The following is an 18720-nucleotide window of genomic DNA, read 5'->3' as shown; positions in this document are numbered from 1 at the left end:
GCCACGCCGTCATCGACCTGCTCGAAGAGGCGCGCGCGATGGAGCTGAACGAGCGCCTGCGCACCCGCACCCGCGGCCACTGGACCGCCGCGGCCGCCGACGGCGACGGCGAAGACGCCCCACAGGGGCCACCCGCAGCCGAGAGCGAAACCGCCACGGTTGGTGCGGGTGGGAACACCCCCGCCGAAGGCGAAGCCGAGGCCGAGCCCAAGCCCGCAGCCGCACCCGCAGCCGCCGACGGCGAAGACGCCCCACAGGGGCCACCCGCAGCCGAGAGCGAAACCGTCACGGGTGGTGCGGGTGGGAACAAACCGGCCGAAGGCGAAGCCGAGGCCGCCACAACCGTGCCCCCCACCCTCCGCACCGCCTACACCGCCGCCGCCACCACCCTCGCCGCCAAGAACCTCACCGGCACCACCGCGAAGGTCTACCTCGTCCTCGACCGCTCCGCGTCCATGCGCGCGTACTACAAGGACGGCTCCGCCCAGGCCCTCGCCGAGCAGACCCTCGCCCTCGCCGCCCACCTCGACCCTGCGGCCCCGGACGCCAAGGTCCACGTCACGTTCTTCTCCACGGAAGTGGACGGCACCGGCGAGCTGACCCTCACCGACCACGACAACAAGATCGACGAGCTGCACGCGAGCCTCGGCCGCATGGGCCGTACCAGCTACCACGTGGCCGTCGCCGAGGTCCTCGCCCACCACGACAAGGAAACCCCCGGCACCCCCGCCCTGGTCGTCTTCCAGACGGACGGCGCCCCGGACGCGAAGACCCCGGCCACCCAGTCCCTCACGGACGCCGCGGCCAGCCACCCCTCCGTCTTCTTCTCCTTCGTCGCCTTCGGTGAGCACGACAACAAGGCCTTCGACTACCTCCGGAAACTGAAGGCCGACAACACGTCCTTCTTCCACGCCGGCCCGACCCCCCGCGAGCTCACGGACAACGAGCTCTACGAGGGCGTACTCGCGACCTGGCGCCCGTAACCCGCACGACCACCCCGCGCCACCCGCACCACCCGCACCACCCGCGTCGTACGACAACCGGCCGCCCCCTTCCCACCCCGTAAAACGGGAAGCGGGCGGCCCGCCCATGTCGGCTACGATTTCAAGGTTCGTAAGACGACCCGACCTGGGAGCAGCCCCCGATGGCTCGACACCTCATCACCAGCGCCCTTCCGTACATCAACGGAATCAAGCACCTGGGCAACATGGTGGGGTCCATGCTCCCGGCGGACGTGTACTCCCGGTACCTCCGCCAGCGCGGCCACGACGTGCTCTACATCTGCGCGACCGACGAGCACGGCACCCCCGCCGAGCTGGCGGCGAAGGAGCAGGGCATCCCGGTGGCGGAGTTCTGCGCGCAGGCGCACGACGCCCAGAAGGCGGTCTACGACGGCTTCAACCTGGCCTTCGACTACTTCGGCCGCAGCTCGTCCCCGCAGAACCACGAGATCACCCAGGAGATCGCCCGCGAGCTGAAGTCCAACGGCTTCATCGAGGAGCGGGCCATCCGCCAGGTGTACTCGAACGCGGACGGCCGCTTCCTGCCGGACCGCTACATCATCGGCACGTGCCCGCACTGCGGCTACGACAAGGCCCGTGGCGACCAGTGCGAGAACTGCACACGCGTACTCGACCCCACGGACCTCATCGAACCCCGTTCGGCGATCAGCGGCAGCAGCGACCTGGAGATCCGCGAGACCAAGCACCTCTTCCTCCTCCAGTCCGCGCTGGCCGGCGAGGTCGAGTCGTGGGTCGACGAGCGCGCCGAGAACTGGCCGGTACTCGCGTCCTCGATCGCCCGCAAGTGGCTCACCGAAGGCCTGCACGACCGCGCGATCACCCGTGACCTGGACTGGGGCGTTCCGGTCCCGGCCGACACCTGGCCGGACCTGGCGGCCGACGGCAAGGTCTTCTACGTCTGGTTCGACGCCCCGATCGAGTACATCGGCTCGACGAAGGAGTGGGCGGACCAGGACCCCGCCAACCGCGACTGGCGCTCATGGTGGTGGGAGTCGGACGCGGACGTCCACTACACGCAGTTCATGGGCAAGGACAATGTTCCCTTCCACAGCGTGATGTTCCCGGCGACCCTGCTGGGCACCCGCTCGCCGTGGAAGAAGGTCGACGTCATCAAGGCCTTCAACTGGCTGAATTACTACGGCGGCAAGTTCTCCACCTCGCAGCAGCGAGGCGTCTTCACGCACGACGCCCTCGAGATCCTCCCCGCCGACTACTGGCGTTACTTCATGATGGCCAACGCCCCCGAGTCGGACGACTCGTCGTTCACCTGGGAGCACTTCACGGCCACCGTGAACAAGGACCTGGCCGACACCCTCGGCAACTTCGTCAACCGCGTCCTGTCCTTCTCCCGCAAGCGCTTCGGCGACGACGTCCCGGCGGGTGGCGAGCCCGGCGAGGCAGAGGCGAAGCTGGGCGAGCAGATCACCGAACTCCTCGCCGAGTACGAGTCCCAGATGGAGGCCATCCAGTTCCGCAAGGCGGCGGCAGCGTTGCGCGCTCTGTGGTCGGCGGGCAACTCCTACCTGGAGGAGAAGGCTCCCTGGCTGGAGATCAAGACCAACCCGGAGGGCGCCGCCCTGACCCTCCGCACGGCGATGAACCTCATTCACCTGTACTCGGTCATCTCCGAACCCTTCATCCCGTCCTCGGCGAAGGCGATGCGCTCGGCGTTCACGCTGCCGGACGACACGGCCACGTGGGTCACACCGGACGAGGCCCGCACCCTGACCTCCGTCCCTGCCGGAACACCGTTCACGGTCCCCCCGGTCCTCTTCGCCAAGCTGACGGACGACGACCTGGCCGCGTACAAGGAGCGTTTCGGCGGCGAACCGGCGTAGGCGGCCGGAAGAACGAAGGGCCCGGGAACGCGCCACCGCGCGCCACTTCCCGGGCCCCTGCCGTACCCCCTGCCAAAACATCCACGCCAGACCGTATGGTTTCCGCCATGGCAATGGCAGTTCCCGAGGTCATTCCGATCGCCTACGCACCCAGAAGCCACACCGAGAGCATCGGCCGATACGCAAACGGTCAGTTCCTGGCGTCGATCACGTACGCCTTCCCCGAGGGGTTCCGTCCCGACGAGGGCTGGGAAGAGCGCAAACGCCTCTACACGGTGCTCCACACCTTCGACGCCGAGGGCCACTACCGGGACTCGGAGATCTGGTGTGCGGGCACCTGGGCCGAGCAGCAGCGGGCCCCCTCCGGCGACGACTCGGTCCTCGGCCGCGCCCGGATCCACCTGGCCAAACTCCTGCGCAGCCTCCCCCGCCGCTCCTACACCCACATCGCCATCCGCCCCTTCCAGGTCACCCTCGACGGCGTCCGCTTCGGCCTGGTGATCCGCGAGGCGGAAGGCGAATCCTGGGCCGAGCTCTACCCCGACCGCCTCGAATTCACCGAACCGTGGGACGGCCGGTACGAGACCTGAGCGGGCCGGCGCGAACCAACAAGGTGTGCACCTCGTCGTAGCCATGATTCCTGGAAGATCGCGGTACGCCCGGACGTTGCCTCCAGATATGAAGATCAGCCAGGCTTCCAGGGTCAGCGGCGTGAGTGCGCGATCGTTGCGGCACTACGAGGATGAGGGCTTGATCGTCCCCGGCCGCGGCAGCAATGGGTTCCGCGACTACTGCCAGTCCACTGTCGACCGGGTGCTGGTCATCCGTTCGCTGCTGGAGTCCGGGCTGCCCGTGCGGTTGATCAGGGAAGTTCTGCCCAGCCTCACAGACGGACCTGACGTCGTCGGCACGGAGATGGCGTGCGCGGAGTTCCTGCACGAGGTGCAGAGCTATCGCGATCGGCTCGCCGCCCGTATCGCCGTTCTCAGTGATCAGCAGGCGGCACTCGATGCCTACCTACGAGAGGCCCGTCGCACTGGCCTCTGACCGCCGCTTGACCTTGACACAAGTGTGAGACTCCTACGTTTCGTGCATGGAGATCAACGAGGAGCAGCACAGCGTTGAGCAGACGGTGCGAGCATTGGTCCAACGCTCGCACCGGGGCCCGAAGGACCTGGTCCTCACGACCGATCAGCGCCGCCCGACCCCGGGGCCCGGCGAGTACCTGATCCGGGTGGGCGCCGCCGGGGTCAACTTCGCTGACGTCATGCAGACCCACGGCACTTACGGAGGAGGCCCGCGGGCACCATACGTGGCTGGCTTCGAAGCCGCCGGCGAGATAGTGGGCGTCGGCCCGGACGTCGAGAGCCCGCTTCAGCTCGGCACCCACGTAGTCGGAGCCGGCCCGGGTGCCTTCGCGCAGTACATGACGATGCCGACCGCAGGTGTACTCCCCGTACCCTCCGGTTGGAACGACGCCGAAGCCCTCGGCCTGGTGTTGAACTGGGCCACCGCCTTGGCGGCACTGAAGCCTCTGGGTGAGGTCGTGTCAGGTGACGTGGTGCTCGTTCATGCCGCGGCCGGAGGCGTGGGGCAGGCCGCCGCCCGCCTCGCCCGCCACTACGGTGCGCGCGTGATCGCCACGGCGTCACCGACCAAGCACGAAACCGTCAAAGAGCTGGGCGTTGACGAGGTTCTGGACAACACGCGCCCCGATCTGGCCGGAGAGATCACCCGCCTGACCGGCGGTGTCGACCTGGTTCTGGAATCCGTGGGACAGGCCACGTTCAAGACCAGTCTGTCGGTGACCAAACCCTTCACAGGACGCATCGTCGTGTTCGGTGCCGCGTCCGGCGACGCCACTCTGACCACGCACGACCTGGTATTCACCCACCAGGTCCAAGTCAAGGGCCTGCACATCGGTGCGCTGGCGGCCGCAGCCCCGTCGATCTACCAGTCGTTGCTCGTCGAGATCGAGGCACTCATCGCCCAAGGCGTGTACCCGCCAGGCAACCCCCAGGTTCACCCCCTGGCCGAGGGGCCGGCAGTGCTGCGGCAACTCGAAGCCGGTCAGACCCGCGGCAAACACGCCCTCGATCCCTGGCGCTAGGAACTGCCCGTGACTCATCAACCAGGACCGGGCGCGAGCATTCGAGGGTCAGCTGAGCGACGCGTACGACACGAAGTCGGCCCAGGCGTCCGGCGCGAAGCCCAAACGGGGGCCCCGGGTGTTCTTGGAGTCGCGGACGTGGATGGTGCCGGGGGTGTTGGCCACCTCGACGCAGTCGTTCGGGTTGCTGCTGTCGCTGTAGCTGCTCTTGAACCACGCCAGCTCGGAAGTGTCTCCGGCGGAGGCTTTGCGGATCATGTCTCTCCCAGCAGTCGTTCGATGAAGGCCAGGGACTCCCCTGCGGTCAAAGCCTCGGCCCGGATGATGCCATAGCGCAGTTCAAGGATCCTCAGCTGCCTCGGGTCGGTGACCGGTCGCCCGCCGAACTCGTCGTCCATACGCCCGATCGCCGTGCCATCCAAGAACTTGAGCATCTGGATTCGTCCTCCTGTTCCGGGGTGGTCCCACCGCTCCGACGGCATCACCTGAACTTCGACGTTCCGCAACTGGGCGATCTCCAGCAGGTGTTCGAGCTGCCTGCGCATCACACGCGGCGCCCGCCTAGCCCGTCTCCTCGCCACGGAGTGGCTGCGCACCTGGGACCTGCCGACCGGCGTCACTGACACCGCCGCACACCTCGTCGCCGAGCTCGCCTCGAACGCCGCCACCCACGGTCGGCTCCCCGGCCGGAACTTCCGTCTGGCCCTCGACGCCACCACCGCCGTACTCCGCATCGAGGTGACGGACACGCGCGGTGACGAACTGCCGTGCCCACGGCCCCCGTCCACCGAGGCCGAATCAGGGCGCGGACTCCTCCTCGTCGATGCACTCGCCGACCGCTGGGGCGTCGAGCCCGACCCCGTCCCGCGCAAGACCGTCTGGGCCGAACTGAGCCTTCGGAGACCGGAGCATGAGGCGTTGTGCTCCGGTGCAACCGGCGGCCTTTTCTAAAACCACCGGGGAGAAAAGAAACCCCACCAAGCCCCGCCCCTCCCGCCCGCAGCGCAAACTCACTCGCCCGAGTGAATATGCCCAACTCGGCTAGGTTTGCGACGGGTTGCCTGCCCTACGCTCAGCGCGACAGAGCACGACCGCAGACATGCGGCAGAAAATGCGACGGCCCCCGCCGGGACTGCAATCCCAGTGCGAGGGCCTGACCACCGAGGAAGTAGGAGCTTCCCGATGGACACCGAAAACCCTAGCGCGCCCCCGCGCGCCCAGTCCCGTATCCCGGGCAAAAACCACCCCCACAGGCCCCCTCATTCCGGCGTCATTCACGACAACGCCCGGCACACCACCCGCTTCACGGTGATCGGCAACCACCTCGCCCAGCACCGGGAGCTGTCCGGACTCGCCATCGGCCTGGCGGTCTACATCCAGTCCCTCCCCACCGGCGCCCCCGCCGACATCAAGACCCTCGCCGCCCGCTTCCCCGAGGGCGCGACCCGTATCGCCGCCGCCCTGCGCGAACTCGAAGCCCACGGCTACCTCCGTCGCACCCGCGTACGCACCGAGACGGGCCGCATCGTCACCCGCACGGTCTCCTGCAACCAGCCCGGCCACCAGGGGGCCGCGTCCGAGGCCGTACGGAAACCCGCCCGACGGCCCGCCCCGGAGGACCGCCCGCCCCGCAAGAAACTCCCCCCGGTCCCCAAACCCGCGTACGCCGCCCCCACCCTCCTCCAGACGGCCACCGACCTCCTCGCCGGCCTCCGCCGGGCGGACCCCCGCCTCCTCCTCTCCGCCACCGACGCCGAGCACCTCGCGCCCGGGGTCGCCGCCTGGCTGGAACGCGACCTCACCCCCACCGCCGTACGCGACGCCCTCACCACGAACCTCCCCCAGGAGCCCCTGCACCGCCCGGCCGCCTTCCTGGCCCACCGCCTGGCCGCCCAGCTCCCACCCCCTCCCCCGTTCCGGGCCCCCTCACCTCCACCTGCCGTCCGGCACCCGCTCCGGAACTGTGAAGGCTGCGACCGCGGTTTCCGGGGCCCGGAGCCAGGCGTGTGCGGCGACTGCCGAGCCGATCGCCAACTCCCTTGATTACGAAGGAATTCCATGGTCAGCGCGCCCCATGAGGCGATGCACCGCATCTTCCAGGAGCACCCGGACCTCTTCTCGCGGGTCTCCGAGGTGCTCGGCGTCGACTTCCCCCCACCAACCTCGGTCACCGTCCTGCCCAACGACCTCACCGACACCCGCCCGATCGAACGGCGCGTCGACACATTGCTGCGGCTGGAGACGGAAGACGACGAGCCGCTTCTCCTCGCCATCGAGGCCCAGGGCAAGAAGGACCCGGACAAGCTCGGGAGCTGGGCGTACTACGCGTCGTACCTGCTCACGAAGTACCGGTTACAGCCGATGCTGCTGGTCGTCTGCCAGGACCGCGCGACTGCCGAGTGGGCGGCACAACCGGTCGACTTCGGCCCCCGGCAGTGGCCCTTGCTCACCCTGCGCCCGCTGGTCGCGGGACCGCACAACATGCCGGTGATCACCGACCCCACCGAGGTCCGCAAGGACCTAGCGCTCGCCACACTGTCCACGATCACCCACGCCAGGAACCCGGAGATCGGGGCCATACTCAAAGCCATGACGACCGTCCTGCGGGACACACCGGACGCCGTCAAGAACCCCGTCATCGAATTCATCTCGCAGGGCCTGGGCAAGCTGCCTGCCGCAGCACTTTGGAGGAAACTGGTGGCCGTGGACCTTTCTTTCTACAAGTCGCCCCTTTTTGAAGAAGTCCGCGCCGAAGCGCGGGCCGAGGGCCAGACGCGACGCGCCGCCGAGGACATCCTGGCCGTCCTGGCGGAGCGCGGCATCGATGTCTCCGAGGACGCCCGCGAGCGCATCACGGGCTGCGGTGACCCCGAGGTCCTGCGCCACTGGCTCCGGCGCGCTGTCACCGCCCCAACAGCCGAGGACATCTTCGAGGACTGACAGCCGGGGCGGCAGCGTTGTCAGACTGCCCGACCAGAACGACCGCTCCCCCGGGGTTCAAAGGGGCCGTGCTGGTCAGGTGTTCTCCGGCCATGTCAGGCGTCGGGCGTAGTGAGCCCAGACGGCTACGACCATGAGTGCTGCTGTCATGCCGCCGAGGGTCATGACCATCGGGGGTGAGCGACCAGGGACAAATGGAGGAAGCTGATGCAGGACGTCGTCACCCACTTCCCGGGCCACAGGACGCTGTTCGAGGAAAAGTATCTGGAGGGCGAAGCCAAGGGCGAGGCCAAGGGAGTCCTGCGCGTGCTGGAGGTGCGAGGCCTCGCGATCTCCGACGACGTGCGCGCGCGCATTACCACCTGCATGGACCTCGACCGCCTCGACGACTGGCTCGTACGCGCCGGTACCGTCTCACGCGCCGAGGAACTGTTCGCCGGAGAAGAGCCGGGCGAGTCGGTTCAAGCCTGACCGTGCGCACGCAGGGAGGGCCCGGGAAACCGAAGTCTCCCCAGCCCTCCGGTGCTCAGGACAGGGCGCCCAGCGCAGTCGTGGAGGTCGTCGTCCAGTTGGCTGTGGTCTTGGACGACAATGCCTCGGACATCGGGAGCGGTTTCGCCGGCGGGGCGAATGGACTGGGCAGCGCCCCCAACCCGCTGGACCAGCGAAGGACGACATGCACAAGGCCGTCAGCCCGTTCACACTCACGTACTGGAAAGAGAAACAGCCGGTCGGGCGAACGAAGTTCGGCTGGGAGGGCACTTCGCCGGAGCTCGGGGACATCCGGGTGGTGTACCCGGCGGGCCGGGACGTGCCGAACGCCATCGTCACGGAGGTGCGCGGTGCTCTGATCCCCACCGCCACGTTCGAGACGCGTGGAGCGCACACGGACGTCGTGTCGATGCCGACCCTCAACCTCGCGACGCTCCGCGTGGGCGACGGGCTCGTGCGGATGAGCCGGACCCGGTGGGCGCTCACGCACGTGGGGCGCTCCTTGCACATGACCTATCTGGGCGACACGTACAGGCTCACGGCGATCAACCGCCGGGCGTACAGGGTGTCCCGGCAGCCCGACGCCGAAGACCCCGGTGTCGTCATCACGGTGCGGCAGTCGGGTCTCGGCAGCGGCAGGAGAGTAACCGTGCAGGCGGCGGGCCGGATCCTGCCTGCCGATGTCTCCCTCGCGGTTCTCTTCTCCGGTGTCGACCGGTCCGTGCTCACACGGCGCGGCGCCGTCCGGGCGGGCTTCTCGAGGATCTTCAACTTCTGGGCCGATTCCCAGACCTGAGCCAGGTCGGATCCCTTGGTGATGTCGAGGGCGCCGTCGTGGATCTGGTACTCGCGGCCGTAGTACTTCGGGTTGACGCTGTCGAGGTGGGGCGCGTCGGTGAACGTGTTGTGGTCCGCCCAGACGTGGGTCGCGCCGCGCAGGCGGACGGAGTCGTAGTCGGACGAAGGCCAGGGCAGGTCAGGAGATCGCCCGCAGCCCGCCGTGAGACCGACGGCTGAGTTCGTCGACAGCCTGCGCCGTTTTCTCGTCCGCGGGGAGGAAGACGACCAGTTGTTGGGCGTCCGAGGAGAGGTCGAGCGTCTCGCGGAGGAGCCGGAGTTGGCGTCCGGAGGTGTGGTTGAGGCGGAGTTCTCCGCGTCGCGGAACCATGTGACGGTTCAGGCGGCGGGTGAAGTCGGGGCCGGCGGTGGGGGCGAGTTCCGCGGTCAACCACTCCGAGTTCTCGACGGATGGTGCGAGCCACAGATCGAAGACCTGCTCGTCCGCGACGTCGTCCCAGTCCGCGAAGAACGCCTGGGCGCGGGGGTCGGTGAAGAGGTAGCGGGTGAGGTTCGGGGCGTCTGCGTCGAGCAGTCCGGTTCCGCTGGTCACCGACTCGTAGCCGCTGGTGTGGGCGAGGATGTCGCCGAGCCGGTTGGTCACCATGGCGATCCCCGGTTCCAGGAGGCGCAGTGTCCGCAGGACCGACGGACGGACGGTGCGGGGCGGTGGTGCGGGCCGGGTGTGAGCGCGACACGCGCCGCCAGTGATCTTCGTGAGGTAGCGCAGGTGGTTGCGTTCCGACGGGTCGAGGCTGAGCGCATCGGCCAGCGCGTTCACCACTGCCACCGACGGATTGCGGTCACGGCCCTGCTCTATGCGGGTCAGGTATTCGACGCTGATGCCCGCCCGCGCGGCGAGATCCAGCCGCCGTAGACCCGGTGACCTGCGGCGGCCGTGATCCGGCAGGCCCAGCGATTGAGGCTGGGTGCTGTCACGCTTGGCCCGGATGAAGTCCCCTAACGGCGTACCCATGTGGGGAGCATACGGCGGCGACCGCCGATCGAGGACTGCTCAGGCTGGCCCTGCGGGGGCCAGCCTGAGCACGGTCTGGCTGGCACCACGGTGCGGCCTGATCGTGGTGGGCATGGAGAAGAACAAGCACAAGCTGGTGATCATCGTCGGAAGCGTCAGGGAAGGACGGTTCGGCCCGACAGTGGCCTCATGGGTCGCCGAACAGGCCGGTGTCCAGGGCGTTTTCGATGTGGAAGTCGTCGATCTGGCCGAGATCGACATCCCGTTGGCGCTTCCCGCGGCATCGCCGAAGTACGCCGGCGACGACTACCCCCGTCCCGCGGGGATGGCGGCACTGACGTCGGCTCTGGAGGGCGCTGACGCGTTCATCGTGGTCACGCCGGAGTACAACCACAGCTACCCCGCGTCCTTGAAGGCGGCCATCGACTGGCACTTCACCCAGTGGACAGCCAAGCCCGTCGCCTTCGTCAGCTACGGCGGTGCGGCAGGCGGCCGGCACGCGGTGCTGCACCTGGAGAACGTGCTGACCGAGCTGCACGCGGTGACGATCCGCGATGGTCTCGCCTTCCCGAACTACTTCACGGCGTGGCAGGACGGCCGTCCCCTCGCCCCTGAGACCTCCGCGTACGCCAAGACGCTGCTCGACCAATTGGCCTGGTGGGCGGGCGCGCTGCGCTCCGCCCGCGACGCCGCTCCCTACCCGGTGTGAGCGTGGCGACGTCGCGACCCCGTCCGCGGCCGCAGGCTTCCCGCCTGGGACGCGAGGGCCGGGAGGCTCGTGGTCACCCGGCCCTCGCGCGTCTCGTGTGCTACTTGAGCACGCCCGCACCCGTCGTCGTAGCCAGCGACGTCGGCAGGTTCTTCGCCGAGGACTCCAGTTCCGCCGTCAGCGTCGGGGTCCAGTTGACCGTCGTCTTCAGGTCCTTCGAGGACGCGGCGTTGTATGCCGCGACGACGTCCGTCACCGTCCCGTTCACCAGGTTCCCGCTGCCCGCGACGGAACCCGTGCCGTCACCGCTCAGCAGCTTGGCGACCTTGCCGCCCGACGGGAGCTTCCAGTAGTTGTTCTGCGCGACGACCTGGGCCTTGGCTCGGGAGTTGATGCTGTACTGCGTCGCGTAGCCGTTGAGGGTCGTGACGTCGTAGTAGTTGTTGTAGATGTGGATCTGGCCGATGCGGGCCAGCGGCGCGCGCTGGACGATGCCCTTCCACACGTTGTGGTGGATGGAGACCCGCAGCTTGCCGACGCTGTCGGTGTCGCTGCTGCCGATCAGCATCGTCTTGTCGTGGTTGGTGAACTGGTTGCGCGAGACGGTCACCAGGTCGGAGCCCTTGGTGATGTCGAGGGCGCCGTCGTGGATCTGGTACTCGCGGCCGTAGTACTTCGGGTTGGCGCTGTCGAGGTGGGGCGCGTCGGTGAACGTGTTGTGGTCCGCCCAGACGTGGGTCGCGCCGCGCAGGGTGACGGAGTCGTAGTTGGAGTTCCAGTTGCCGTCATCGCCGTCGGTCGGGTCCCACTGCGGGAAGCAGTCCTCGGTGGCGGCGAAGGTGAGGTTGCGGACGACGACGTTGTCCACGCTCTGGATCTGGAGCATGCCGCCGGTGATGCCCGCCTTGGTGCCGGGGACGCCGACCACGGTGGTGTTGGCCGGCACCTTGAAGACGATGTTCTTGGCCTGCTTGGACTGGGCGGCGGCGCGGGCCGTCTCCTGGGTGCCGGACGGGAGCTTGGAGCGGCCGTAGGTGGCGGGGTCGAACGCCTTCAGGTACGCCGACAGCGAGTAACCGGTACCCGCCGCGTAGTCCGCGCAGGTCAGCTTCTTGCCCGCGTCGTCGGTGTTGGCGTCGATCGTGCCGTTGACCTTGATGATCCGCGGGGTGGTGTCGGAGGCCGACCCCAGCGCCTTCACCAGCTGCGCGCGCGTGCTGACGGTGAAGGTGTGCGCGGCGTCGGCCTTCGCACCGCCGGTCGTTCCGGTTCCGGAGGACGCCCAGCCGTCCTTCGCGGCCAGCGCCTGGTGGTACAGGTCGACGGAGTCCGCGTTCGCGTTCATCACTAAGAAGGAGGCGCCGAGACCGGCGGCCGCGACGGCGGCGGCGGAGACCACGAGGGTGCGTCGCTTGCGGAGGGACCGGCGGTGTGAGGGGGTTGCCACGGAGGGGGGTCCTTAGGGGTGCGTGGGACGTACTGTCACCCCGTCAGTGGCCGCGGGCCGCAGAAGGGTTGCCGCCCGCGATCACATCTCCCGGACCCCTGTACACCATTACCCCTCGAACGGTATACAGCACGAAGATCACGTGAAGCCGGGGCGTAACGGGACGCGCCCGGCCACATGAGCCAACCACATGGGGGATCCACATGGGCATGTTCGGAAACGCGCACACCGTCGACCCGAGCCAGGCGCAGCAGGACTACGCGCGTCTGCTGGGCGCGGGTGAGCAGGTGCAGGCCGCCTTCCAACTGGTGCGCGACGTCATCCTGTTCACCGACCGCCGCCTGATCCTGGTCGACAAGCAGGGCATCACCGGCAAGAAGGTGGAGTACCACTCCATCCCGTACCGCAGCATCACCCACTTCGCGGTGGAGACCGCCGGCACCTTCGACCTCGACGCCGAGCTGAAGATCTGGGTCTCGGGCAATTCCGTCCCGATCGAGAAGACCTTCACCAAGGGCGTCGACATCTACGAGGTCCAGGCGATCCTCACGCAGTTCGTGGCGCGGTAGGGCCGGGCCGAGATGCGGGTAGATTCATTCTACGTAGAATGAATCTACCCACTGCCCAGGAGGTCTCATGCCTGCCCCTTTCGTAGGCCGCCGGACTGAGCTGGCCCTCCTCCACAAGCGCCTCGACCGGGTCACAGCCGACGGGGCCGGGGTAGCCGTCGCCTTGAGGGGGCGGCGGCAGGTCGGGAAGTCGCGGCTGGTGCAGGAGTTCTGTGATCGAGCCCGGCGGCCGTACGTCTTCTTCACCGCGACCAAGGGCGCCTCCCCTCGGGAAGGCATCGCCCACTTCATGGACGAGCTGAGGGAGTCCTCCCTCCCCGCCGACCCGGAACTCGTACCGAAGAGCGCCCCGACCAACTGGCCCGACGCCTTCCGCGCACTCGCCGCCGTCCTGCCCGACGCACCCAGCGTGGTGGTCCTCGACGAGCTGCCCTGGCTCGCCGAGCAGGACCCCGTGTTCGACGGGGCCATGCAGACAGCCTGGGACAGACTGCTGGCCGGCAGACCCGTGCTCCTGCTGCTGCTCGGCAGCGATCTGCACATGATGGAGCGGTTCACGGCGTACGACCGGCCCTTCTACGGGCGGGCCGACAGCCTGGTCCTCGGGCCGCTCAACCCGGCCGAGACGGGGGACGCACTGGGGCTGGACGCGTCGGATGCCATCGACGCGCATCTCGTCTCCGGTGGGCTGCCGGGGATCCTGCGCGCCTGGCCCCGAGCGACCCCGGCACTCGATTTCATCGAGGCGGAGTGCGCGGACCCGGCCTCACCGCTGTTCGGCGTCCCGGAGGCGGCTCTCATGGCCGAGTTCCCCGCGCCCGACCAGTCGCGCCGGGTGCTGGAGGCGGTGGGCAGCGGAGACCGTACGCACGCCAACATCGCGGCGACGGCGGGGAGCCAGAGTGGTGCGCTGCCGTCGGGGATACTGTCCCCCCTGTTGCGGCGGCTCACCGAGGAGAAGCGGGTCCTCGCCACCGAGACTCCGCTGTCCACCAGCGCGGGCAAGCCCGCGCTCTACCGCGTGGCGGACAGCAATCTCCGCCTCTACCTGGCCGCCATGCGTTCCGCGCAGGCGTTGTCGCAACGCGGCCGCCCCGAGTCCGCGTACCGGCTCGTCGTACGACGCTGGGCCGCCTGGCGGGGCAGAGCCGTCGAGCCCTTGATCCGGGAGGCGCTGGAACTGGCCGCCGCGTCAGGGGACTTCCCCTGGCCGGACGCCGCGGTGGTGGGCGGTTGGTGGAACCGGAAGTTCTCCCCGGAGATCGACCTGATCGGCGCCGACCGCGCCCCCATCGCAAGTACCCTCCACTTCGCCGGCTCCGTGAAGTGGTTCTCCTCCCCGTTCGACCATCACGACCTGGCCGCCCTACGGACGGGCGCCGCCCAGGTGCCCGGCTTCACCCCCGGCTCCACGGGGCTTGCCGTGGTGTCCCTCTCCGGTACGACGGGGCCCCTGGCCGACGCCGGAGTCGAGCTGGTGTGGGGTGCGCGGGACGTGGTCTCCGCTTGGCGGGAGTGAGGTTCGAGACCACAACTGCCAGATGAACGAGTGTCGTTCGCACCGACCTGACGGAACCCCGCGCGTCCACGCCGCCGTTCGCCCGGCTCCGGCGACTGCTCGCTGTCGAGCCCGAGGGCGGTGCGGGCCTCGCGGACGTGCTGGAGGCCTTCCGCGGCGGTCCGCTTCACCTGGGCGTACTCCGTACCGGAGTGGGCGGTGGTCAGTTGGGCGCGGGCGGTGCGGAGCCGTTCGGTGGCGTCCGTCAGGGACTGGACGGCGTGACGGTCGGCGCCCGCCAGGGTCCGCACGTCGAGGGCGGACAGGCTGCCGCCGAGCCGTACCACCCACCGGTTGGCCTCGGCCTCCTCGTCCAGGTCGGACAGGGCGTCCGACCGGCGGGCGCGGCGGTGTGCGACGGCCGCGCCCACCGCACCGGCGATCAGCAGCAGGGAGAGCAGAACTGCGAATGCCACGGGTTTCCACCTCCGGCGACTCCGGGTCGTACGCGAGTCGTACGGCTGTCGTGTTCCCCATGAGACCGTTTACCTCTGTGCGTCCCCCGCGAGAAATCTGTGCGGCGACCATGAGGTGCCCGAGAGCGGCCGGGGCGCCCGGGTGCGGTCGACCCGGGCGCCTCGTGGTGCTCGCGGTGTCAGGAGACGACCGGCCGCGTGCCCGTCTCCGGGGCGGGGGTCCGCGCGGGGGTGCCCGGCTTCCCCCGGGTATTCCTGACGTAGAACACCCCGATCACCGCGAGCAATGACGCGGCGGAGAGGGTGTACAGGCCTCCGTTGGTGCTGCCGGTGGTGTCCTTGAGGTAGCCGAAGAGGGTGGGGGAGACGAAACCGCCCAGGTTTCCGATGGAGTTGACGACGGCCAGGCCCGGTGCGGCGATCTTGAGGTCGAGTCCGGACTGGGCCATCGGCCAGTACAGGGTGGCCGCGCACTTCCCGCCGACCGCGGCGAGGGTGAGGGCGGCGAGTCCGAACCAGGGGGAGCCGAGGGTGGCGAGGAAGGTGCCCACGGCCGACAGGATCAGGGCGATGGCGAGGTACGGGCGGCGGTCGGGCGCCTTGTCGGTGTAGTGGCTCACCGTGTACATCGCGATCACGGCGCAGATCCACGGGATGGCCGTGAGAAGCCCGACCTGGAAGGGGGAGAGCCCGCCGATGTCGTCGACCAGGCTCGGCAGCCAGAAGGTGATCGCGTAGCCGGTGAGCGCCATCGCGAAGAAGACGCCGGTCAGCAGGGCGACCTGCGGATGGAAGATGAGCTTGAGGCGGGACACCTTGGGGGCGCGTGCGCGGGCCTCCTCGTCACGGGCGACCGCCGCGCTCAGCGCGTCCTTCTCCTCCCGGCTGAGCCAGCCGGCGTCCTCGATCCGGGAGACGAGGAAGAACCCGGCGATGACACCGACGAGGATCGAGAAGGCGCCCTCCAGGGCGAACATCCAGCGCCAGCCGGCGAAGCCGCCCGCTCCGTGCAGTTCGAGCAGCGCGCCCGTGATGGGCCCCGTCACGATGTACGCCGTGGCCGAGCCGCCGAGGAAGATCGCGCTCGCCCGGCCCCGGCTGGAGTCGGGCAGCCACTGGGTGAAGTAGAGGAGCACTCCGGGGAAGAAGCCCGCCTCCGCGACACCGAGGAGGAAACGCAGGGCGTAGAACATCGTGACGTTGTGGATGAAGCACATCGCCACGATCACCAGACCCCAGGTGATCATGATGCGGGTCAGCCAGACCCGGGCGCCGAAGCGCTCCAGGAGCATGTTGCTCGGCACCTCGAACAGCGCGTACCCGATGAAGAAGAGGCCGGCGCCGAGACCGTACGCGGTGGCGCTCACTCCGACATCGGCCCGTAGTTCGTCCTGGACGAAGCCGACGTTCGTCCGGTCCATCTGGTTGACCAGCAGCATCAGGACCAGGATCGGCAGCATGCGGCGCAGGAACTTGCCGACGGCTCGGCGTTCGGCATCGGGTGGTGTCACGGGTTCTGACATCGTTGTCTCCCTCGGATGCACATACGTGAACTGCAATCACGTACGCGGGCACTGAGGGACGTTACGGAGGCTGATCTTCCGGGTCAATGGGTTGGTACGAGGTTCACGTATGGGAACAAGAGGAACCGGCTAAACCATGTAATACCCATTGACCCGGGCGATGATCAGGTGCCGTCGTTCGTCTCGTCCGGCACGACGCCCATCGTGATGGTGCCGAGGACGCCCCGGGCGATGTTCTTCTTGTCGTACTTCAGCTTGAGCAGACCGCCCTGGGTGCCGCTCTGGTCGTAGATGTGGTCCTCGGTGAGCGTGGTGCGCTCGGTGGTGCTGGTGGAGTACGGCTCCACCTCGGCGGCGGCGAGCACGGACTCCTCGTCGAAGAAGAACTGACCGGTGTGACAGGCGTGCCCGCCCTCGCAGCCGGCGTCCGTCCACTCGCCGTCCACGTGCACCTTGGTGTGGATGTGGACGCAGCGGCCCTGGTACCAGCCCGGGAAGATGGTCTTGAACGTGACCTGGCCCTGCTTGTCGGTCTTCCAGGTGCCGCGCAGATACCGCTCGTCGTCGGTGGGCTCCTCGTGGCCCCCGCCCCCGCCGGGTCCGCCGGACGGCCCGCCCGACGGCGGCTCACCCGTCGGGGTGCCGGTGGGTGTGCCCGAGGGGGCGTCGGTCGGGGCGTTGCCGCCGCCGGTCGACAGGCTCTCGTAGCCGGAGTAAATACCCAGCGCGTCGCAGTGCCAGATGTCGACGGCCGCGTTCCGGACCGGCTTGCAGGTCTCGGAGTCGATCACCTTGAGGGTGAGGGTGAGCGGGATGCCCTCCTTGTCCTCGGTGATGTCCCGGCGGAGCTTGTCGGCGTCGATGTAGTAGGGACCCTCGGTGGTCTCCGAGGTCAGCTTGTAACAGGTCTGGGCGGCACTCGACGACGTACTCGAAGCCGTGGTGGCGGCCGTGCTCGATGACCCGGTCGCCGTCGTCTCGTCCGCGGAGGCCGTCATGGCGAGTCCGCCGCCCACGCCCACCGCGGCCACCGCGGCGCTGCCCGCCACGACGACCTTGCGACGCGTCAGGTCCTGCTTGTGTTTCGGCCCTTGAGCCGTGTGGTTTCCCGTCATGAGCCGGGAATTTAGGTAAGAAGGCTGTCAACGCGGTGGGAAAGGGCTGTGGTTTCCCATGGCCTTCCCGCGCACAGGCAAAAGGGGCTTGAAACCGGTGCCGATTCAAGCCCCTTCTGGTCTCCCGTTCCGAATGGATTCGGAAATGCCTCCCCTTATGAGGAGGCCGAGGCACTCGGGCGCGGCGGGAGGCCCTGGCCGTCGTTCGTGGACTCGGGGTCGACGCCGACCGTGAGCGACGCGTGGACGCCCTTGGCGAGGTGCCGCCTGTCGTACCTCAGCCGGAGCAGGCCGCCCTGGGTGCCGCTGCCGTCGTAGATGGTGTCCTCGTCGAGCGTGGTGCGCTCGGCGGTGTTGGACGCGTACGGCTCCAGCTGCGCCGAGGCAAGCACCGACTCCTCGTCGAAGAAGAACTGGCCGGTGTGGCAGGCGTGCCCGCCCTCGTAGCCGGCGTCCGTCCACTCACCGTCCACGTGCACCTTGGTGTGGATGTGGACGCAGCGGCCCTGGTACCAGCCGGGGAAGACCGTTCTGAAGGTGACCTGGCCGTGCCGGTCCGTCCGCCAAGTGCCGCGCAGGTAGCGGGAGTCGTCGGTCGGCTCCTGGTGACCGCCGCCCGGGGGCGGCCCGGTGGGGGTACCGGTGGGGGCGCCCGTGGGCGCTCCGGTGGGAGCAGGTCCGCCCCCACCCCCGTTGCCCACGTCCTCGTACCCGGAGTAGACGCCCACCGCGTCGCAGTGCCAGATGTCGACGGCCGCGTTCCGGACCGGTCTGCAGGTCTCGAAGTCGATCACCTTGAGGGTGAGGGCGAGCGGGATGCCCTCCTTGTCCTCGGTGATGTCCCGGCGGAGCTTGTCGGCGTCGATGTAGTAGGGACCCTCGGTGGTCTCCGAGGTCAGCCGGTAGCAGTCCTCCGCCGAACCCGCGGAGTCGGCGCCCTGCTTGTGGCCGTCGGTCGCGTTCGTCGCGAAGGCGGTGCCGCCGAGGCCCACCGCCGCGATCGCACCGGCGCCCACGGCGACGACCTTGCGACGCGTCAGATCCGGAGAGTCCTGCGGATGCTGAAGCTGTCGGGGCTCTTGGGGACGTTGAGGCTGTTGATTCGCTGTCATGCGCCGGGAAGTTAGATAAGAACCCTGTCAACGAGCTGAGAAAACGGCCCGTTTTA

General features: G+C 68.7%; 19 protein-coding genes and 2 pseudogenes. 13 read left to right on the top strand and 8 right to left on the bottom strand.

Annotated features, from left to right (window positions below; genetic code table 11):
• From ABZ027_RS35710 to ABZ027_RS35690, 5 genes are all read left to right on the top strand, one after another.
• Positions 1 to 983, top strand: a 983-nt coding sequence (locus ABZ027_RS35710) for a VWA domain-containing protein (RefSeq protein WP_356775785.1), incomplete at its 5' end; no start/stop codon positions are given.
• A gap of 161 nt (positions 984 to 1144) precedes the next feature.
• Entirely contained in the window at positions 1145 to 2860 is a 1716-nt protein-coding gene (gene metG, locus ABZ027_RS35705; RefSeq protein ID WP_356775783.1) for a methionine--tRNA ligase, read from the top strand.
• A 113-nt stretch (positions 2861 to 2973) separates the two neighbouring features.
• Entirely contained in the window at positions 2974 to 3450 is a 477-nt protein-coding gene (locus tag ABZ027_RS35700; protein WP_356775795.1) for a hypothetical protein, read from the top strand.
• A gap of 88 nt (positions 3451 to 3538) precedes the next feature.
• Entirely contained in the window at positions 3539 to 3907 is a 369-nt protein-coding gene (locus ABZ027_RS35695) for a MerR family transcriptional regulator (RefSeq protein WP_356775781.1), read from the top strand.
• A 46-nt stretch (positions 3908 to 3953) separates the two neighbouring features.
• Entirely contained in the window at positions 3954 to 4970 is a 1017-nt protein-coding gene (locus ABZ027_RS35690) for a zinc-binding dehydrogenase (protein WP_356775779.1), read from the top strand.
• Positions 4971 to 5018: 48 nt separating this feature from the next.
• Here ABZ027_RS35690 and ABZ027_RS35685 read toward each other — a convergent pair whose 3' ends face one another.
• Both ABZ027_RS35685 and ABZ027_RS35680 read right to left on the bottom strand, forming a co-directional pair.
• On the bottom strand, positions 5019 to 5228 hold the full coding sequence (locus ABZ027_RS35685; protein ID WP_356775777.1) for a DUF397 domain-containing protein: 210 nt from the start codon (positions 5226 to 5228) through the stop codon (positions 5019 to 5021).
• A pseudogene (locus tag ABZ027_RS35680) lies at positions 5225 to 5518 on the bottom strand (Scr1 family TA system antitoxin-like transcriptional regulator); the annotation flags it as partial. The gene ABZ027_RS35685 and the pseudogene ABZ027_RS35680, both read right to left, overlap by 4 nt.
• On the opposite strand from ABZ027_RS35680, the gene ABZ027_RS35675 reads away from it, so the two are divergent.
• From ABZ027_RS35675 to ABZ027_RS35655, 5 genes are all read left to right on the top strand, one after another.
• Positions 5484 to 5921 carry an ATP-binding protein gene (locus ABZ027_RS35675; protein WP_356775793.1) on the top strand — a complete coding sequence of 146 codons (438 nt, stop codon included), beginning with the start codon at positions 5484 to 5486 and terminating at the stop codon, positions 5919 to 5921. The pseudogene ABZ027_RS35680 and the gene ABZ027_RS35675 overlap by 35 nt on opposite strands.
• 231 nt (positions 5922 to 6152) lie before the next feature.
• The gene (locus tag ABZ027_RS35670) at positions 6153 to 7013 is read left to right on the top strand and encodes a helix-turn-helix domain-containing protein (RefSeq protein WP_356775775.1); all 861 of its coding nucleotides are present in this window, start codon (positions 6153 to 6155) and stop codon (positions 7011 to 7013) included.
• Positions 7014 to 7028: 15 nt separating this feature from the next.
• Complete coding sequence (locus ABZ027_RS35665; RefSeq protein ID WP_356775773.1) at positions 7029 to 7910, top strand: hypothetical protein; 882 nt, start codon at positions 7029 to 7031, stop codon at positions 7908 to 7910.
• Positions 7911 to 8117: 207 nt separating this feature from the next.
• A complete protein-coding gene (locus ABZ027_RS35660; protein WP_356775771.1) occupies positions 8118 to 8381 on the top strand; it encodes a hypothetical protein in 264 nt (87 codons plus the stop codon).
• 205 nt (positions 8382 to 8586) lie between these two features.
• Positions 8587 to 9198, top strand: coding sequence for a hypothetical protein (locus ABZ027_RS35655; RefSeq protein WP_356775769.1), 612 nt, complete (start codon positions 8587 to 8589; stop codon positions 9196 to 9198).
• Between the two features lie 2 nt (positions 9199 to 9200).
• Here ABZ027_RS35655 and ABZ027_RS35650 read toward each other — a convergent pair.
• Positions 9201 to 9371, bottom strand: a pseudogene (locus ABZ027_RS35650) (pectate lyase); the annotation flags it as partial.
• 7 nt (positions 9372 to 9378) lie between these two features.
• Entirely contained in the window at positions 9379 to 10215 is an 837-nt protein-coding gene (locus tag ABZ027_RS35645; protein ID WP_356775767.1) for a helix-turn-helix transcriptional regulator, read from the bottom strand.
• 112 nt (positions 10216 to 10327) lie between these two features.
• Between ABZ027_RS35645 and ABZ027_RS35640 the strand changes: the two genes are divergently transcribed.
• Positions 10328 to 10924 carry an NAD(P)H-dependent oxidoreductase gene (locus ABZ027_RS35640; RefSeq protein WP_356775765.1) on the top strand — a complete coding sequence of 199 codons (597 nt, stop codon included), beginning with the start codon at positions 10328 to 10330 and terminating at the stop codon, positions 10922 to 10924.
• Between the two features lie 100 nt (positions 10925 to 11024).
• On the opposite strand, the gene ABZ027_RS35635 is transcribed toward ABZ027_RS35640, so the two are convergent.
• Positions 11025 to 12371: a polysaccharide lyase family 1 protein gene (locus ABZ027_RS35635; RefSeq protein WP_356775763.1), complete on the bottom strand. Its 1347-nt coding sequence runs from the start codon at positions 12369 to 12371 to the stop codon at positions 11025 to 11027.
• Between the two features lie 203 nt (positions 12372 to 12574).
• Here ABZ027_RS35635 and ABZ027_RS35630 point away from each other — a divergent pair, with 203 nt between their 5' ends.
• Both ABZ027_RS35630 and ABZ027_RS35625 read left to right on the top strand, forming a co-directional pair.
• Positions 12575 to 12940, top strand: coding sequence for a PH domain-containing protein (locus tag ABZ027_RS35630; protein ID WP_356775761.1), 366 nt, complete (start codon positions 12575 to 12577; stop codon positions 12938 to 12940).
• 67 nt (positions 12941 to 13007) lie between these two features.
• Positions 13008 to 14459, top strand: coding sequence for an ATP-binding protein (locus ABZ027_RS35625; protein ID WP_356775759.1), 1452 nt, complete (start codon positions 13008 to 13010; stop codon positions 14457 to 14459).
• 634 nt (positions 14460 to 15093) lie between these two features.
• Here the strand turns inward: ABZ027_RS35625 and ABZ027_RS35620 are convergent.
• From ABZ027_RS35620 to ABZ027_RS35610, 3 genes are all read right to left on the bottom strand, one after another.
• Complete coding sequence (locus tag ABZ027_RS35620; RefSeq protein ID WP_356775757.1) at positions 15094 to 16437, bottom strand: MFS transporter; 1344 nt, start codon at positions 16435 to 16437, stop codon at positions 15094 to 15096.
• A gap of 164 nt (positions 16438 to 16601) precedes the next feature.
• Positions 16602 to 17552 (bottom strand): intradiol ring-cleavage dioxygenase, encoded by a 951-nt coding sequence (locus ABZ027_RS35615; RefSeq protein WP_356775755.1) that lies wholly within the window; start codon positions 17550 to 17552, stop codon positions 16602 to 16604.
• Positions 17553 to 17707: 155 nt separating this feature from the next.
• Positions 17708 to 18592 carry an intradiol ring-cleavage dioxygenase gene (locus ABZ027_RS35610; protein WP_356775791.1) on the bottom strand — a complete coding sequence of 295 codons (885 nt, stop codon included), beginning with the start codon at positions 18590 to 18592 and terminating at the stop codon, positions 17708 to 17710.
• Positions 18593 to 18720: the final 128 nt, after the last annotated feature.

This window comes from Streptomyces sp. NPDC006332 (assembly GCF_040612855.1).
Lineage (GTDB): Bacteria > Actinomycetota > Actinomycetes > Streptomycetales > Streptomycetaceae > Streptomyces.
The sequence above is the reverse complement of the archived record's forward strand: the minus strand, read 5'-3'. Positions and strand labels throughout refer to the sequence as shown.